Source organism: Nocardia acididurans, assembly GCF_016741815.1.
GTDB classification, from domain to species: Bacteria; Actinomycetota; Actinomycetes; order Mycobacteriales; family Mycobacteriaceae; genus Nocardia; species Nocardia acididurans.
The window spans coordinates 432,119-446,259 of the sequence record NZ_JAERRJ010000002.1 but is presented as its reverse complement, the minus strand read 5'-3'; the positions used below and the strand labels follow the sequence as shown (position 1 = coordinate 446,259).

Sequence of the window (14,141 nt, the reverse complement as noted above, 5' to 3'; positions counted from 1 at the left end):
CGAAGACATGCCGAAGGGGTTGCGCTCAGGGTGTGGTGAGCGCCTGCGACACCGCCGTGCCGAAGGCCAGGTCATTGCTGGTGGCCAGCTTGGTGTAGCTGCCGCCGGTGCGCTGCGCCAGGGTCTGCAGGGTCTGCGTGCCGGGGCCGTTGATCACGATGACATCGATGCGGACGGGCTTGGCCGGATCCATGGCGGCGGTGAGGTCGGCCAGCAGCTGATCACCGGTGACGGGGGAGTCGTCGTCGGGGCCGTCGGTGATGAGCAGGATCGAATTCGTGCGCGCGGCAGCGTATCCGGTGAGCGCGCTGCGGTAGGCGGCCTGCAGGGTGGGGTAGGTGCGATCGGTCTTGGAGGTGGAAGCCGTTGCCGTCGTGAGGGATTGGGTGAGCGCGGTGCGCTGGTCCACGGTCAGCGGCGCGGTGGGGGTGAGGATCTTGTACGGCGTGCTGCCGTCGAGGTTCTTGGCGTAGGCCCAGACGCCCATGCCGAAGTCGGGCGGCATCACGTTCATGGTGGAGACGAGCGCGCCGATGGAGTTGGCCAGGCGGGTGAGGCCGCCGTCCTGGGTGCTCATGGACGACGAGGTGTCGAGCAGGACGGTGGCCTGCACGCCGAGCACCGGATGCGCGAGGACCTGGTTCAGCTTCTCCAGCACCGCGCGCGCCGGGACGGCCGCCGTCGCCGGGGGCGCGGCGGCGAAACCGTTGTCGGTGAACAGCGTCGACTGTTCGGGGGCGCGCAGGAAGTCGGCGAAGAGCCCGGCCACCTGGTTCTGCGTGCGATCCACCCAGGAGCCGGAGATCTGGGCGGCCGGGTAGTCGGCCTGCGGGCCGTTGCCGGTGGGGCGGAAGGCGGTGAGCGCGGCCCGGCCTCGAATTTGCTGTTCGGTAGCGGCCACCGCGTGCATGGCGGCGTCGGCCTCGGGGGCGGCGTTCAGTGCCGTGAGGGCGGCCTCGGTGTCCTGCGCCGCGGGCGCACCCGCCGCCAGCCCGGAGATCGCCGACACCACCTGACCCGACCGGGCGGCCGTCTCATCGAGCGGATCGGTACCCGAGACACCCGAGCCGACCGCCGTGGCCACCCCGAGGGCGGTGGCACCGGACGGCATCGCCAGCCGCAGACCGCCCCACTGCGGCAGCCCGGCATTCGCGAGCGAACCCTGTTGCAGCGTGGGCAGATCCGCCCACGTCACCTTCGCGGACTCCAGCGCCTGACGCAGTTCGGCGGGCACCGCGAGCACGATCGGACTGACCGCGACCGGCGCGGGCGTGCCCTGCACCAGCCCCGGCACCCGCATGAGCTCGATGGACCGCGCCGAATCCGGAATCCACAGCGCGGGCTGCGCGCCCAGGGCCGGATCCCAGGTATTCGAGGCGAACGCCGCGGCCACCGCCGCCGACGGCTGTGGATTCACCGCCACCTGCGCGCAGTGATCCCGCACCACGGGCGCGGTCGCGTTGTAGCGGTCCGCTGCCGCCCGCACGGGTGCGGCGATCGCCGGATCCACCGTCACCGCGAGCGTCGTGGTCCCCTCGACACAGGACGCCGCCGCCGCACTGTCCTGCCTGTCGGCGCGTTGCTGCAGCCAGATCCAGCCGCCCACGGCCAGTACCAGCACGATCACCGCCACCACTGCGATAACCGGTCCCCTGCTGACACCCCGTGATCGGCTCGCGGCGCGATGAGTTCCCACGGCGATCAGTCTAAGTTGCGGCGATCTTCCACACCTGTACCAGCCCGTAACGCGAAAGCCGACCGGCATGGTATTGCGAAACAGCAGTGCCCCCGGACCGTTCGGTCCGAGGGCACTGGAATTCGGGGCTCCGGCCGGGGCGTACCACTGGTCCGCCTCCAGGTCTCGTTCCCGCCGCCGGGCGGCCTTGGGGTCCAGGGGTGGAACCCCTGGGAGACTCCAGAGAGTTATTCCCGAATCATCTTGCCGCGGTCGTACTCGTGCCCGCCCCACACACCGGACTGGCCGGTGCGGGTGGCGAACTCGCCGCACTCGCGGCGGATCGGGCAGCCGCTGCAGATGCTTCGCGCGTAGTCGAAGTCCTGCGAGGGGTAGGGGAACCACGCCTCATGGTTGGGGTCGCCCTGGCATGCGGCGTGCTGCCAGTAGTCCTTCGAATCGGAGATGGGGAGCAGATCCGCCAGGGTCGGCTCCGCCAGTGCAGTTTTCGTCATCGGATCTATCTCCTTTCATGTCCGATCACGCGATTCACGAAGCGGCCAGTTCCTTCCAGATCTGCCGCTGCTTTCTCTCCATGTCCTTGGGGGCCTTGGGCTCCCAGAGCAGTCGCATCCCGGCCTCCTCGGGAGTCCGGTCCGCCTTGTAGGTGTTGCACGGTCCGCACGCGGCGATCAGGTTGGCCCAGGTGTTCGGGCCGCCCTTGGACCGCGGGCGGATGTGGTCGACGGTGCGGGCCCAGCCGGCGCAGTACCCGCACCGGTAGGCGTCGCGCCGCAGGATGGCGGCGAGGGTGGCGCGGCTGTCGTCGTCGTGTACGAGGACCCGGTGCTCGAGATATACGTATCGGGTCAGCCGGATGGTTTCCGGCAGCGCGATCTCGACATGCTTCGAGCGGATGGGGAAGTGCGGCGCCTTGGCGGCCACCGTCTCGGCGGCGCCGCTGAGCAGCAGCACGACGGCACGTTCGGCGCGGATCTCGTGCAGGGCCTCGTAGGAGGCGTTCAGCACCAGCACTCCGCTGTGTATCCAGTTGTCTGCGGTTATCTCCGGGTCTTCGGCATGACGGGACAGCATGGGGCTCACCATGTTTCGTGCGAATGATGTGTCGTGAACGGGAAAGCAGGAAGGACGGAAGCCTCAGACGAGCGGGAGGAGGCGATCAGTGATCCGGGCGGCGCACAGGGTGCGCTCGGTACCGACCGCCATTGGCGCTCGCATGCCCTGCAACATCGGATTGTGTTCGGGGAAAACCGGATTCATCTGCCTCCTCCTTCCTGCTGTGCGTGACCCGAGGGCGGGTCGATTGATCATCGTCGAAACATATGGTGGCACAACGGTCATGCCGTAGTCGCCTGATTTTTCGCCCCTGGGACCGGAGCCGTTACACTGTCGGGCTTTCGGTCGCACTGGTTCAACGGGCCGGGTTCCGGATTTGTTCCTGAGCTGGGCAATGTCAAAAATTGTTTACATGAAGTCTGGTTTTCTTTACACTCGACGCATGCCCTTCGAGGAGAAGCGAACCTGGATCCTGGGGATCGCGGCGGTCGTCTCGTATGCCGTCTACCTGGTGGTTGTGCTGGTGCGGGCGCGCGACACCGCGCTCGCGGAGGTGGCCTATGTCGCCCCGATGCTGTGGGCGATCGGCGGCAGCGTCGTGGTGTCGATCGCGGGGGCCGTCGTGGTGGCGATCGTCTCCCGCGACGACCGCAGTGACCAGCGCGACCGCGAGATCGACCGGGAGGGGGCGCGGATCGGCAACGCCTTCGTCACCCTCGCCGCGGTGGGCGCGCTGGCGCTGGCCATGACCGGCCGGGAAGCCTTCTGGATCGCCAACGCCATCTACCTCGGGTTCACCGTGGCCGCCGTGGTCAGCACCACCGCCAAGATCATCGCCTACCGGCGGGGGTTCTGGCCGTGGTGAAGAAGCCGACCAAGGTCACCAACAACATTCGCGCCCTGCGGTTTTCGCACGGCGAGATGACCCAGGCCGACCTCGCCGACCGGCTCGGCGTGACCAGGCAGACGGTCATCGCCATCGAACAGGGCAGGTACTCGCCATCCCTCGAGATGGCGTTCCAGATCGCGCGGGTATTCCGCACACCCCTCGACGACGTATTCGACTATCCGGAAGAAGAATCATGAAAGCCATTGCGCAACAGCGGTACGGCTCCACCGACACCCTCGAGTACACCGACGTCCCCGTGCCGGAGCCGGGCGCGGACGGTGTGCTGATCCGGGTCCGGACGGCCGGAATGGATCCCAGCGTCTGGCATCTCATGACGGGCACGCCGCTGCTGGCCCGCCTGGCGCTGGGCCTGCGCGCACCACGCCTTCCCATCCGCGGCTGGGATGTGGCGGGCGTCGTCGAGCGGGTGGGGCCGCGGGTGACGCGCTTGCGGCCCGGTGACGAGGTGTTCGGCACGGTCCCCGGCTCGTTCGCCGAATTCGCCTGCGCCCCGGAGAAACAGCTCGTGGTCAAGCCCGCCGAGCTGAGCTGGGAGCAGGCCGCCGCGCTGCCCACCTCCGGCATGACGGCCCTCGACGGGTTACGCCGGGTGGGCCGGATCCAGGCCGGGCAGCAGGTGCTGATCCTCGGCGCGGGCGGCGGTGTCGGCCATCTCGCGGTGCAGCTGGCCACGCATTTCGGGGCGCATGTCACCGGCGTGTGCAGTACCTCGAAGGCCGATTTCGTGCGCGGCCTCGGGGCCGAGCGCGTCATCGACTACACCCGCGAATCCCTCACCGGCACATACGATCTCATTCTCGATATGGCCGGCGCGCGCCCCATCGCCGAAACCCGCCGCCTGCTCACCGCCACCGGCACGCTGGTCCTGGGCGGCGGCGAGGACGACGGCCGCTGGTTCGGCCCGAGCGCCCGCAGCCTGCACGCCCTCTACCTGAATCCGTTCACCCGGCAGCGCCTGGTCGGCCTGCTGTCGCTGGCGAAACCCGAAACCCTGCGCGCCCTGGCCGATCTCGTCACCACGGGCGCGGTGCTGCCGCACATCGACCGCACCTTCGCCCTCTCCGAAGTCGCCGCGGCTGTCGACCATCTGGTGACCGCGCACCCCAAGGGCAAGATCGTTCTCGCCGTCTCCTGAGACGTCAGTCCGTGTAGTCGATGATCAGGTCGTACTCGTACCACTGCCCGTCGTGCGGGCTGTAGCTGTAGGACGCCTTCTTGGCTGTCGACACCCCCGCGGGCCCATTGGGCAGATGCGCGAACCCATCCCGGCTCAACATCCCCGGATCCTCCAGATGAAACTGACACCCCCCGGGAATCCTGGTGACCCGGCTGAACTCGTACACCCCGATCCGGGTCGAATCATCCGACTCCACACAGTCCGCCGCCGCCCGATCCAGCGCCGACCGCGACAGCAGCCACCCCGCCTTGTGCGGCACGCCCAGCCACAACACCGCCAGCGTGGTCACGAACAACACCGGCACCGCCGCACTCGGCCAGTACATCCGATAGTTCGCCCCACCGATAACCGCCACCACCAGCCACAACACGGCTACGACAGCCATCGGCAAGAACCCCGTGAACACCGCCTCCAAGGTCTCCCCGGTAGCCGCAACCCACATCACCCACAGCGAACCCGCCGCGCCCAGCACGACGAGCGCACCCATGGAAAGCCACCAGACCAGCGGTGTTCGCGGGCGGGGCGCCGGATACGCAGTCACGATCGCTCATCATGCCCGATCCACCCGCCGCCCCGAGCCCGGATCGAATGACTCGTTTCGGCCATCTCCGCCGCGCGGTCGCCCCGGCTGCCAACGCGGCCGCGCCGGTCAGGAGAAGTCGGCCAGGCGGGAGACCGGGAACGTGATCGAAAAGGGGACGGAGACCGGGTAAGGCGAATCCCCGGCCGAACCTTGTCGACCGGGGATTCGTTTCATGCGCGGGAGCGGATGGGGCCTACACGCACTTGGCGGCGGCCTTGGCCTCACGGCGGCGGCGGTGCAGGATCGGCTCGGTGTAGCCGTTGGGCTGCTTGGTGCCTTCGAGGACCAGTTCCTTGGCGGCCTGGAACGCGATGGAGGCGTTGAAGTCCGGGGCCATCGCGAAATAGGTCGGGTCGCCGGCGTTCTGGCGGTCGACGATGGGGGCCATACGCTCGAGCGAGGCGATGACCTCGGCCTCGGTGACGACGCCGTGGCGCAGCCAGTTGGCCACCAGCTGCGACGAGATGCGCAGGGTCGCACGGTCTTCCATGAGACCGATGTCCTTGATGTCGGGCACCTTGGAGCAGCCGACGCCCTGGTCGATCCAGCGCACCACGTAGCCGAGGATGCCCTGGGAGTTGTTGTCCAACTCCTGCTGCTTGTCCTCGGCGGACCAGTTGGTGTCCTGCGCGAGCGGGATCTCGAGGATCTCGTCGACGGTGGCGCGCGGGCCGCCCTTGGCGATCTCGGCCTGCCGCTTGAACACGTCCACCAGGTGGTAGTGGGTGGCATGCAGGGTGGCGGCGGTGGGCGAGGGCACCCAGGCGGTGTTGGCGCCGGACTTGGGGTGGCCGATCTTCTGGACCAGCATCTCCGCCATCAGATCGGGCATGGCCCACATGCCCTTGCCGATCTGCGCCTTGCCGGGCAGGCCGGTGGCCAGACCGGTGTCGACATTCCAGTCCTCGTAGGACTTGATCCACTGCTGGGCCTTCATCTCGGCCTTGCGGACCATCGGCCCGGCCTCCATGGAGGTGTGGATCTCGTCGCCGGTGCGGTCCAGGAAGCCGGTGTTGATGAACACCACGCGGTCCTTGGCGGCGTTGATGGACGCCTTCAGGTTGACCGTGGTGCGGCGCTCCTCGTCCATGATGCCGACCTTGAGGGTGTTGGCCGGGACGCCGATGACCTCTTCGATCCGGCCGAAGAGCTCATTGGTGAAGGCGACCTCGTCGGGGCCGTGCATCTTCGGCTTCACGATGTAGACCGAGCCGGTGCGGGTGTTCTTCAGCTGGGTGTCGCCGTTGAGCGCGTGCTTGGCGATCAGCGAGGTGACCAGGCCGTCCATGATGCCCTCGGGCACCTCGTTGCCTTCGGCGTCGAGGATGGCGTCGGAGGTCATGAGGTGGCCCACGTTACGCACGAACAGCAGCGAACGGCCGTGCAGCACAAGGTCACTGCCGTCGAGCGCGGTGTAGACGCGGTCCGGGTTCATGGTGCGGGTGAAGGTCTTACCGCCCTTGGAGACCTCTTCGGCCAGATCGCCCTTCATGAGGCCCAGCCAGTTGTGGTAGCAGAGGACCTTGTCCTCGGCGTCCACGGCCGCGACCGAATCCTCGAAGTCCATGATGGTGGTGACCGCGGACTCCAGCACCAGATCCTTGACACCGGCGGTGTCGGTGGACCCGATCGGGGATTCGGCGTCGATCTGGATCTCGATGTGCAGCCCGTTGTGCTTCAACAGGATCGAGGTCGGGTTGGCCGGATCGCCCAGGTAGCCGACGAGTGCGTCGTTGTCGGCCAGGCCGATGTCGGTGCCGTCCTCGAGGCCGACCACGAGCTCGCCGTCCTCGATCGAGTACTTGGTGGAGCCGACGTGCGAGCCGGTGATCAGCGGCACCGCGTCGTCGAGGAAGTTGCGGGCCCACTCGATGACCTTGTCACCGCGAACCTTGTTGTAGCCCTTGCCCTTCTCCGCGCCATTGGCCTCGGAGATGGCGTCGGTTCCGTACAGGGCGTCGTACAGCGAGCCCCAGCGCGCGTTCGCCGCGTTGATGGCGAAGCGGGCGTTCATCACCGGCACGACCAGCTGCGGGCCGGCCTGGGTGGCGATTTCGGCGTCCACGTTTTCCGTGCCGATCTGGAAGTCGGCCGGTTCGGGACGCAGGTAGCCGATCTCGGTGAGGAACTGCTTGTAGGCAGCCTTGTCGTAGCCGGCGCCGGGGTTGGCGCGGTGCCACTCGTCGATCTTGGCCTGGATGTCGTCGCGTTCTGCGAGCAGAGCCCGGTTGCGGGGAGCGAGGTCGTTGATGACGGCCTCGGCACCCGACCAGAACGCGGCGGAGTCTACGCCGGTACCGGGAAGAGCCTCGTTCTCCACGAAGTCGTGAAGGACGCGCGCGACCTGGAGCCCGCCGACCTGAATCCGCTCAGTCATCTACATGCCTCATTTCGAGAAGCCGGGTGGAAAAAGTACGCCCGTCATGTTACTCGCGGGTACCGGGTGCGCCCTCACCCCACCCTCCCCGGAGTGACCTATCGCATCCGGGCGCAAACCCTTGAATGTTCCGGGCGGTACATTTAATGTACTGCGCAGAACATTTCTGCGGCGCGAGATGCGAAGGTGCGGTGCATGGGAGAAGCGTTGTCCGGCAAGGTCGTTGTGGTCACCGGCGGCAGCCGGGGGCTCGGGCGCGAAATGGTGCTCGCCTTCGCGGCGACCGGCGCGGACGTCGTGATCGCCAGCCGCAAGATCGATTCGTGTGACGAACTAGCCACCGAGGTCCGCGAGAAATACGGGGTACGGGCGCTCGCGGTGGCCTGCAATGTGGGCGTGTGGGAGCAGTGCGACGCGCTCGCCGACGCCGCCTACGCCGAATTCGGCCGGGTCGACGTGCTGGTGAACAACGCGGGTATGTCGCTGCTGTACCCGAGTCTGGATCAGGTCACCGAGGCCATGTTCGACAAGATCATCGCCACCAATCTCAAGGGCGCGTTCCGGCTCTCGGCGGTGATAGGCGCGCGCATGGCACAGGCGGGCAGCGGATCGATCATCAACATCTCCTCCATGGAGGCCACCCATCCCGAACCGCTCGCGGTGCCGTACGCGGCGGCCAAAGCCGGACTGGAGACCCTCGCCAACGGGCTCGCGCACACCTACGGACCGGCCGTGCGGGTCAATACGATTCGCTGCGGGCCGTTCGACACCGATATCGCCAAGGCGTGGCCGCAGCAGATGCGCGACTACATGATCGAGCACACCGCTCTGCGCCGCATCGGGCAGCCCGCCGACATCGTCGGGGCCGCACTGTTCTTCGCCTCCGACGCCTCGGCCTACTGCACCGGCTCGGTGCTGAACCTCGACGGCGGCTGGCGGTGACCGCACAACCCGTACGCCGCCGCGGCCGCCCGCCCGCCTCGGAGGTGAACCCGGGGCAGACCCGCGAGCGGATCACGCGTGCGGCCATGGAACTGTTCGCGGAGAAGGGTTTTCACGCCACCAGCGTCGCCGAGATCGGCGACCGGGCGGGCATCCAGCGCGGGGCGCTGTACTACCACATCGGATCCAAGGAGGAACTGCTCTTCCAGATCCGGCGCAACTACACCCAGATCATGTTCGAGGCGGCCGCCGCCATCGCCGACGGTGACGACGATCCGATGACCAAGCTGCGCAATCTGATTCGCAGCCACGTGCGGTTGATCATCGAGCATCAGTACGAGGTCGCCATCGCCCTGCGCGACGCGGGCGCGCTCACCGCCGAACGCGAGCGCGACCTTGCGCACCTGCGCGACGGCATCCAGAACTGCTGGCAGCGCGTGCTCGACGACGGCCACGCGGCCGGTGTGCTGCGTACCAGCGATCACGTCGTCGGCAACAGTCTCGTCGCCATGCTGAACATGGTGAGCGCCTGGTACCGCACCGACGGGGCCTACACCCCCGATCAGATCGCCGACATCCTCATCACCACCATCCTCGACGGCGTCGCCACGACCCGGAACAAGTGAAAGGCTGACCATGGCTTGGGATTTCGACACCGATCCGGAATACCAGAAGAAGCTGGACTGGGTCGCGGAGTTCGTGCGCACCGAGGTGGAGCCGCTGGATCTGCTCTATCCCGAACCCTACGACCGCAAGAACCCCGAGATCCGCGCGCTCATGAAACCGTTGCAGGAGAAGGTGAAAGAGCAGGGCCTGTGGGCCTGCCACCTCGGCCCCGAACTCGGCGGCCCCGGCTACGGGCAGGTGAAACTGGCCCTGCTCAACGAGGTCATCGGCACCTCCAAGTGGGCTCCGCTCGTCTTCGGTTGTCAGGCACCGGATTCCGGCAACGCCGAGATCCTCGCCCACTTCGGCACGCCGGAGCAGAAGGCGAAGTACCTGCAGCCGCTGCTCGATGGTGAGATCGGCTCCTGCTATGTGATGACCGAACCCACCGGCGGCTCGGATCCGACCGCGTTCAAGACCTTGGCCGTGCGTGACGGCGACGACTGGGTCATCAACGGCGAGAAGTGGTTCAACTCGGCCGCCGAGTTCGCCACCTTCCACATCGTCATGGTGGTGACCGATCCCGAAGCGCCGCCGCACCAGCGGCTGTCGATGTTCATCGTGCCCGCCGACACCCCCGGCCTGGAGATCGTCCGCAACTTCACCGTGCCCGGATTCTCGGAAAACGAAGGGCACCTGAAGTTCACGAACGTCCGCGTCCCCTCCGACGCCCTGCTCGGCGCGGAGGGCCTCGGCTTCATCGTCGCCCAGACCCGCCTCGGCGGCGGCCGCGTCCACCACGCCATGCGCACGGTCGCCATGGTGCGCAAGGCTTTCGACATGATGTGCGAGCGCGCGGTGTCGCGCCCCATGCGCAAGGGCGTGCTCGGCGGCCTGCAGATGACGCAGGAGAAGATCGCCGAAGCCTGGATCGAGATGGAGCAGTTCCGGCTGCTGGTGCTGCGCACCGCCTGGCGCATCGACAAGGAGCAGGACTACCGCAAGGTCCGCCACGACATCGCCGCCATCAAGGTGGCCATGCCGAAGGTCATGCACGACATCGCCCAGCGCGCCATGCACCTGCACGGGGCTATCGGTGTCAGCACGGATCTGCCGTTCGTGGACATGATGAACTACGCGCAGGTCATGGCCATCGCGGATGGCCCGACCGAAGTCCACAAGATCACCCTCGCAAAGGAGATCCTGAAGAACTACGAGCCGGGCGACCCGGTGTACCCCAGTGGTTTCCGGCCCGCCCTGCGGGAGAAGGCGCGGGAGCTGGTCGCCCAGCGCCTCGAGCACACCGTCGGAAACCTCTGAGCGAGGGCACAACCCGTCGCGAGATCACCTCGGCGCGGTCGCGGGCTCCGCGGCCGCGTCCGGGGTGCTCGGCCACCAGATACGCGGACCCACCAGCCGGAACAGTGCCGGAATGATCAACGTGCGAACCACGAAAGTATCCAGCACGATACCGATTCCGACGACGATGCCGAGCTGGGTGAGCGTGATCAGCGGCAGCACGCCCAGCACCGCGAACACCGCCGCGAGCACCAGACCCGCGCTGGTGATGACCGCCCCGGTGGCGGAGACGGCGCGCACCATGCCCTCGGTGGTGCCGTGCGCCGGCGTCTCCTCCAGCGCCCGGGTGGTCAGGAAGATCGTGTAGTCGACACCCAGCGCGACCAGGAACAGGAACGCGAACAGCGGCACACTCGTATCCAGCGCCGGGAACCCCGCCAGATGCACGCCGATCCAACTGCCCAGCCCGAGCGCGGCCAGTGCACTCAGCACGGTCACCGTGATCAACAGCAGCGCGGCCGGGACCGCGCGCAGCACGACCAGCAGAATCAGACACACCACGACCAGAATCAACGGGACGACGACCCGTTGATCCCGCGCCGCCGCCGAACTCGCATCGAGCGCACGCGCATCACCACCGCCCACCAGCGCCTCCGCATCGGGAACCGCGGCCAAGCTCGCCCGCAGATCCCCGATCAGCTCGGCGGAACGATCCGAGCCCGGAGCAGCATCCAGAACCACCGCCCACCGCGCCAACTCGATGGGCGTGGTGCCCGGAGGCGCGGAATCGTTGGGCGCGTTGTCGGTTCTCGTGGTGCCGGTCTGTGCGGCGCGAACTACGCCGGGCTGCGCGCTGAGTCGGGCCTGGACGGCCTCGGCGGCGTCGGCGCGAGCTACCACGACCGTCTGGTCGGCGGTGCCGCCGGGGAAATAGGTTGCGAGAGTGTCGAATCCGGTGACCGATTCGGCGCGCAGCCGGAATTGCTCGGTCTGTGAGAGTCCGACGTCGACGGTGAGCAGTCCGGCCGCGCACACCGCGAGCGCGGCCGTGGCCGACAGCAGGACCGGCACCGGCCGCGCGGTGACCCGAGTCGCGATGGTGTGCCAGATGCCCTGCTCGGCCAGCACGGTGCCGTCGGGACGGGGCACGAAGGGCCAGAACACCTTCCGGCCGCACAGCGCCAGTGCGGGTGGCAGTCCTGCCAGGACGAACACCACGGCCGCCAGCAGTCCCGCCGCCGCCAGCACACCCAGGCTGCGGGTGGAGGGCACGGTGGCGAGGGCGAGCACCAGCAGCGCCGCGACCACGGTCAGATTGCTGGCCACGATCGCGGGACCGGCCCGCCGCACGGCCTGCCGCAGGGCGAGCCGGTGATCGGACTCACGATGCAGTTCATCGCGATAGCGCGACACCAGCAGGAGCGCGTAATTCGTGCCCGCGCCGAAGACGAGCACACTGGTGATACCCGAGGTGGACCCGTCGAAGGTCAGCCCGGTCGCGCCGGCCAGCCCACCGCCGACCCCGATCGCCACCCGATCGGCCAGTCCGATGATCAGCAGCGGCAGCAGCCACAGCACCGGCGAGCGGTAGGTCAGGATCAGCAGCGCCGCCACCACGATCGCGGTCACCGCCAGCAGGGTGGCATTCGCGCCCGAGAACGAGTCGGCGATATCGGCCGCGAAGGCCGGGCCACCGGTGACCTCGAGCGTCAACTCGGCGGGCAGCCCGTCGCGAGCGTCCCGGCGCAGCTGCTCGATCCGCTCGACGAGCGGAAAACCGTTGAGCTCGGCGGGAATCGGAATCTGCGCGATCACCGCCCGGCCGTCCTGCGCGGATATCTGCGCGGCCTTGTCCTCGGGAGTCCGCGCCGCGGGCGTTTGTGAGGTGGCCGCGCCGGTTGCTGCACGTGTCACCGCGGCAGCCGCGGCGGCACGGTCGGCGTCGCTCAGGACGCCGCCGTCGGCCCGGGTCGTCACGACGATGGCCGGGGCGGAACCGGCGTCGGGAAACTGTCGCAGCGCCGCGTCGATGCGCACGGATTCGGCGGTGTCGGGGAGGGATCGTGGGGCAGAACCCGCGGAGTCGTTGCCGCCGAGTCCTGCCATCAGGGCGCCGGCGGCGACGAACAGTAGTACCAGCACCAGCCACGACCTGCGGCCGGTGACAAGGGCCGCGTATCGATCCCAGATCCTCACGCGGCAAATATCTCAGATTCTTAAATGTTAAGCAACGGAGAGAATCGGTCGCCGGTTTAGGCTGGCCGAGTGACTGAACGCGATTCGACGCCCGCCCCGACCGGATCGGCCACGGCGGACGAGCGTGCGATGCTCGAGCGTGAGATCGCCGCCGACCTGCGTGCGCTGACCGCCGTCTCCGAGCAACTCGGTCACGCCTTCGCCCGATCGGAAAACCTGCGCCCCAACGACTTCCGTGCCCTGCTGCACGTCGCCACCGCGGAATTCGAGGACCGCCCCCTCACCCCGGGCCAGCTGGGCAAGCTGATGGGCATGTCCTCGCCCGCGGTGACCTATCTGGTGGAGCGCATGAGCGAATCCGGCCATCTGCGCCGCGCCGCCGATCCGGGCGACCGCCGCCGCGTCATCCTGCACCACGACGACGCCGGTCGGGCCGCGGCCGAGAATTTCTTCCTGCCCCTCGGCAGGCGCACCCGCGCCGCTATGGACGGATTCTCCGATGCCGAACTCGACGCGACCCATCGCGTATTGGGCGCGGTGATCGAGGCGCTGCGCGCTCATTTCGATGCCGTCACCATGCCGGCGAACGCGACGCCTGCCGACCCGGCCGCGAATTCGGCACCGGCGGTCCCGGGCGCCGAGATGTGACGGAGGTGTGACGGGGCGGCGAATGGCCTGGCACTCGCGCCGCCGGTGCGGTTCGATCAGGTGCAACAGGTCTGAGGAGGCTGCCCATGTCACGGGTGCGAAGGATCGTTCGATCGCCGATCACGTGGGTGGTGACGGGCATACTGGTGGTCGTCCTGGCGGTCGGCACGGTGTACGCCGCCCCCTGGAAGCTGTTCACCAGCAAGACCGTTGTGGAGGCGGTGCCCACCGCGACCGCTCCCGCGACACCCGGTGTATCCGCTTCCGCGGTATCCGAGCCGCGCACGCTCTACACCGGCACGCTGATCTCGCACGAGCACGAAACCAGCGGCACCGTCTCGGTCTTGCGGCTCGCCGACGGCCGCCGCGTCCTGCGACTGGAGGATCTCGACACCAGCGACGGGCCGGACCTGCGCGTGTACCTCAGCGACGCCGCCGTCGTCGAGGGCCGCGACGGCTGGTTCGTCTTCGACGACGGCCAGTACGCCGATATCGGAAAGCTCAAGGGCAACAAGGGATCCCAGAACTACGAGATTCCCGCTGAGGTCGACCTGGCGCAGCTCGGCAGCGTCAGCATCTGGTGCGTGCGCTTCCACGTCTCCTTCGGCGCGGCGGAGCTGAAGGCGGCCTAGCGCCGGTGCTCGAGCGGCG

At 68.1% G+C, this 14,141-nt stretch carries 14 protein-coding genes; 8 read left to right on the top strand and 6 right to left on the bottom strand.

Going from position 1 to position 14,141, the window contains the following annotated elements:
• Window positions 1-25: 25 nt before the first annotated feature.
• The 3 genes from JK358_RS06445 to JK358_RS06435 form a co-directional block, all read right to left on the bottom strand.
• Entirely contained in the window at window positions 26-1,696 is a 1,671-nt protein-coding gene (locus JK358_RS06445) for a VWA domain-containing protein (protein ID WP_307817339.1), read from the bottom strand.
• A 227-nt stretch (window positions 1,697-1,923) separates the two neighbouring features.
• A complete protein-coding gene (locus tag JK358_RS06440; RefSeq protein WP_201944769.1) occupies window positions 1,924-2,190 on the bottom strand; it encodes a WhiB family transcriptional regulator in 267 nt (88 codons plus the stop codon).
• Window positions 2,191-2,224: 34 nt separating this feature from the next.
• Complete coding sequence (locus JK358_RS06435) at window positions 2,225-2,770, bottom strand: HNH endonuclease (protein ID WP_201944767.1); 546 nt, start codon at window positions 2,768-2,770, stop codon at window positions 2,225-2,227.
• Window positions 2,771-3,194: 424 nt separating this feature from the next.
• Between JK358_RS06435 and JK358_RS06430 the strand changes: the two genes are divergently transcribed.
• Genes JK358_RS06430 through JK358_RS06420 form a run of 3 tightly spaced genes read left to right on the top strand, consistent with a single transcriptional unit; the run spans window position 3,195 to window position 4,797 of the window.
• On the top strand, window positions 3,195-3,617 hold the full coding sequence (locus JK358_RS06430; protein WP_201944765.1) for a hypothetical protein: 423 nt from the start codon (window positions 3,195-3,197) through the stop codon (window positions 3,615-3,617).
• Window positions 3,611-3,838: a helix-turn-helix transcriptional regulator gene (locus JK358_RS06425; protein ID WP_372440627.1), complete on the top strand. Its 228-nt coding sequence runs from the start codon at window positions 3,611-3,613 to the stop codon at window positions 3,836-3,838. The genes JK358_RS06430 and JK358_RS06425 overlap by 7 nt, the downstream gene beginning before the upstream one ends.
• The gene (locus JK358_RS06420) at window positions 3,835-4,797 is read left to right on the top strand and encodes an NAD(P)-dependent alcohol dehydrogenase (RefSeq protein ID WP_201944763.1); all 963 of its coding nucleotides are present in this window, start codon (window positions 3,835-3,837) and stop codon (window positions 4,795-4,797) included. The genes JK358_RS06425 and JK358_RS06420 overlap by 4 nt, the downstream gene beginning before the upstream one ends.
• 4 nt (window positions 4,798-4,801) lie before the next feature.
• On the opposite strand, the gene JK358_RS06415 is transcribed toward JK358_RS06420, so the two are convergent.
• The gene (locus JK358_RS06415) at window positions 4,802-5,380 is read right to left on the bottom strand and encodes a hypothetical protein (protein WP_201944761.1); all 579 of its coding nucleotides are present in this window, start codon (window positions 5,378-5,380) and stop codon (window positions 4,802-4,804) included.
• 235 nt (window positions 5,381-5,615) lie between these two features.
• Complete coding sequence (locus tag JK358_RS06410; RefSeq protein WP_201944759.1) at window positions 5,616-7,799, bottom strand: malate synthase G; 2,184 nt, start codon at window positions 7,797-7,799, stop codon at window positions 5,616-5,618.
• Window positions 7,800-7,994: 195 nt separating this feature from the next.
• On the opposite strand from JK358_RS06410, the gene JK358_RS06405 reads away from it, so the two are divergent.
• The 3 genes from JK358_RS06405 to JK358_RS06395 are packed head-to-tail and all read left to right on the top strand — an operon-like array spanning window position 7,995 to window position 10,667.
• Window positions 7,995-8,741 (top strand): SDR family NAD(P)-dependent oxidoreductase, encoded by a 747-nt coding sequence (locus JK358_RS06405; RefSeq protein WP_201944757.1) that lies wholly within the window; start codon window positions 7,995-7,997, stop codon window positions 8,739-8,741.
• The gene (locus tag JK358_RS06400) at window positions 8,738-9,367 is read left to right on the top strand and encodes a TetR/AcrR family transcriptional regulator (RefSeq protein WP_307817336.1); all 630 of its coding nucleotides are present in this window, start codon (window positions 8,738-8,740) and stop codon (window positions 9,365-9,367) included. The genes JK358_RS06405 and JK358_RS06400 overlap by 4 nt, the downstream gene beginning before the upstream one ends.
• Before the next feature lie 10 nt (window positions 9,368-9,377).
• Window positions 9,378-10,667: an acyl-CoA dehydrogenase family protein gene (locus JK358_RS06395; RefSeq protein WP_201944755.1), complete on the top strand. Its 1,290-nt coding sequence runs from the start codon at window positions 9,378-9,380 to the stop codon at window positions 10,665-10,667.
• A 24-nt stretch (window positions 10,668-10,691) separates the two neighbouring features.
• On the opposite strand, the gene JK358_RS06390 is transcribed toward JK358_RS06395, so the two are convergent.
• On the bottom strand, window positions 10,692-12,842 hold the full coding sequence (locus tag JK358_RS06390; protein ID WP_307817335.1) for an MMPL family transporter: 2,151 nt from the start codon (window positions 12,840-12,842) through the stop codon (window positions 10,692-10,694).
• A 129-nt stretch (window positions 12,843-12,971) separates the two neighbouring features.
• Between JK358_RS06390 and JK358_RS06385 the strand changes: the two genes are divergently transcribed.
• Both JK358_RS06385 and JK358_RS06380 read left to right on the top strand, forming a co-directional pair.
• Entirely contained in the window at window positions 12,972-13,490 is a 519-nt protein-coding gene (locus JK358_RS06385) for a MarR family winged helix-turn-helix transcriptional regulator (protein WP_201945211.1), read from the top strand.
• A 131-nt stretch (window positions 13,491-13,621) separates the two neighbouring features.
• Window positions 13,622-14,122 carry a DM13 domain-containing protein gene (locus JK358_RS06380; RefSeq protein WP_307817334.1) on the top strand — a complete coding sequence of 167 codons (501 nt, stop codon included), beginning with the start codon at window positions 13,622-13,624 and terminating at the stop codon, window positions 14,120-14,122.
• Window positions 14,123-14,141 lie beyond the last annotated feature (19 nt).

Coding starts and splice junctions, on each gene's coding strand:
- JK358_RS06430 (WP_201944765.1), top strand. CDS start 3,195: ATGCCCTTCGAGGAGAAGCGAACCTGGATCCTGGGGATCGCGGCGGTC.
- JK358_RS06405 (WP_201944757.1), top strand. CDS start 7,995: ATGGGAGAAGCGTTGTCCGGCAAGGTCGTTGTGGTCACCGGCGGCAGC.
- JK358_RS06420 (WP_201944763.1), top strand. CDS start 3,835: ATGAAAGCCATTGCGCAACAGCGGTACGGCTCCACCGACACCCTCGAG.
- JK358_RS06435 (WP_201944767.1), bottom strand. CDS start 2,770: ATGCTGTCCCGTCATGCCGAAGACCCGGAGATAACCGCAGACAACTGG.
- JK358_RS06385 (WP_201945211.1), top strand. CDS start 12,972: ATGCTCGAGCGTGAGATCGCCGCCGACCTGCGTGCGCTGACCGCCGTC.
- JK358_RS06395 (WP_201944755.1), top strand. CDS start 9,378: ATGGCTTGGGATTTCGACACCGATCCGGAATACCAGAAGAAGCTGGAC.
- JK358_RS06410 (WP_201944759.1), bottom strand. CDS start 7,799: ATGACTGAGCGGATTCAGGTCGGCGGGCTCCAGGTCGCGCGCGTCCTT.
- JK358_RS06440 (WP_201944769.1), bottom strand. CDS start 2,190: ATGACGAAAACTGCACTGGCGGAGCCGACCCTGGCGGATCTGCTCCCC.